The following is a 1,809-nucleotide window of genomic DNA, read 5'->3' as shown; positions in this document are numbered from 1 at the left end:
CACTCCGGTATCGGCTTCCACACCCCGGCATCCGTCCACTTCGGGACCGCCGAGGAGGTCCGCGACCAGCGGGCCATAACCCTCGCCGACGCATATACCCGCCACCCCGAACGCTTCGCCCGCCACCCCCGACCACCCTAGATACCCCAGACCGCCTGGATCAACGACCCCGCCAAGTGCCGCGAACCCACACCACAAACCTCATAGCGCCACCACCGTCTCACTGGACTTGAAATCTTCCGAGACGGGGAAGTCGAAATAGGTGTCGGGGAACGGCTCGGGCTGGAAGGTGTAGTGCCACCACTCCTCGGCCAGGTTCACAAAACCCGCCCGCTCCATCGCACCCTTCAGCACGAGCCGGTTGTCCCGCTGCTCGATCCCGATCCACGGGTTCAGCGTGTGGGAGCGCGGATCAAAGCAGTCGAACTTGGTGCCCATATCCACGGGATCACCCGACGCCGCAACCAAGGTCGCATCAACGGTGCTCCCCCTGCTATGACCCGACCGCTCATGAATATAGCCGTCAGCGAAAAGACGCGATTTATCTACGCCCGGATAGAATTCCTTTTTGGTCCGCTGATCGTCCAGATCGGCCGCCCACCGGACTATGTGTGCCACCGCCCGTGCAGGCCGGTACGCGTCGTAGACCCGTAGACCGTACCCGCTCACCGACAGATCCCGCTGCGCTTCGGCCAATGCGTCCGCGGCTTCCCAGGTCAAGATGCACAGCGGACTCGCATAGCCATCCAGCGGGCTTCCGACGAAATTATCGGAACCAGAATATCGGATATCAATCTCAATGTCAGAATTGACTTCGGCCAGGTTGACGAACCTGCCGGGAATCAAGGAGCCGTACTGCATTCGAAAATCTTGAATCGGCTCTGCCGGGTTCATGACGGTGGGGCCTTCGGGTCCGCGAGTGCTGTCTCACCGAACAGCAGATCACCGTCCCTGTTAGCGCCAGGTTGGCCGGAGGCTAAGGCTTCCCGGCCGGCTCTGCCGCGTCCGCTGCGGTGAACTGCAGTGCGGTCTTCTCAAGTCCCACGGCATGGGATCCCTTGAACAGGACGACGTCACCGTCGCGGACCCAGCCGGCGAGAACATCGAGCGCTGTTCCTGGAAGACCTTGTGGTAATCCGCCCGGTGGAGGGCTTCGAGCTGGCTCGCCAGCTCCTGCCGTGCGGTCGACGTGCGGGCGTACCCGATACGGACCGGCCGCTCGGTGCGGCGCCCGGACACGATCGCGAGCGCCGGGCTCTGCTTCCACGCGCGGCCCGGGTGGCGGTCGGAGGGGACGAGGACTTCGAGTTCCTCGCGGAGCGCGGGGACGAGGACGAAGCGGGGGGGGGGTGTGGTACTTCGCGGCGGTCCTCCCGCCCCGGGTGCGGCAGGCGGAGCCAGCGGGCGCGTCACAGGTCGGGCAGTCGTGACGTTCTACCGCCAATGCGGCCCGATCAGGCGTGAGATCCATCCGGGAAGTCTCTCAGCCGCGAGATCAAACGGCGCTCCGATGTCGTCCAGGTCTTCCCCAACACCGCCGCCGTCAGCCGCCCCGCCACCGCCGTCCTCGTCGAGCTCCACGACGAATGGATCGTCTTCCCCCGCCGCTACCTCTCCACCGAAAGCATGGACGGCCTCTATCCAGACACAGAAACCAACCTGCCCGCCACCGCAGAATGATCAGTTACACCACGGCAAGGGACATGACCCGTGGCCATGGGCTTCAGCGCGAGGCTGTCGTGGGTGTTGGCCGCGGAGAGGCCGACGAGGAGGGGCAGTCCGTCCGCATCCGACAGGACATGCATCCTG

The 1,809-nt window shown here is 64.7% G+C and carries 1 protein-coding gene and 2 pseudogenes; 1 reads left to right on the top strand and 2 read right to left on the bottom strand.

Translation table 11 applies throughout. The features are described from left to right. Positions 1-201: 201 nt before the first annotated feature. Positions 202-894, bottom strand: coding sequence for a M15 family metallopeptidase (locus ACZ50K_RS37870; RefSeq protein ID WP_468912029.1), 693 nt, complete (start codon positions 892-894; stop codon positions 202-204). Between the two features lie 588 nt (positions 895-1,482). On the opposite strand from ACZ50K_RS37870, the pseudogene ACZ50K_RS37865 reads away from it, so the two are divergent. Further along, positions 1,483-1,680, top strand: a pseudogene (locus tag ACZ50K_RS37865) (transposase); the annotation flags it as partial. A gap of 23 nt (positions 1,681-1,703) precedes the next feature. Here ACZ50K_RS37865 and ACZ50K_RS37860 read toward each other — a convergent pair. Beyond that, positions 1,704-1,809 (bottom strand): annotated as a pseudogene (locus ACZ50K_RS37860) (IS5/IS1182 family transposase); the annotation flags it as partial.

This window comes from Streptomyces sp. NPDC033845 (genome assembly GCF_055576225.1).
Note: the sequence above shows the minus strand (reverse complement) of the source record. Positions and strands in the feature narration are given on the sequence as shown.

Excerpts from the sequence above, each read along its gene's own strand:
- ACZ50K_RS37870 (WP_468912029.1), bottom strand. The coding sequence starts at position 894 with ATGAACCCGGCAGAGCCGATTCAAGATTTTCGAATGCAGTACGGCTCC.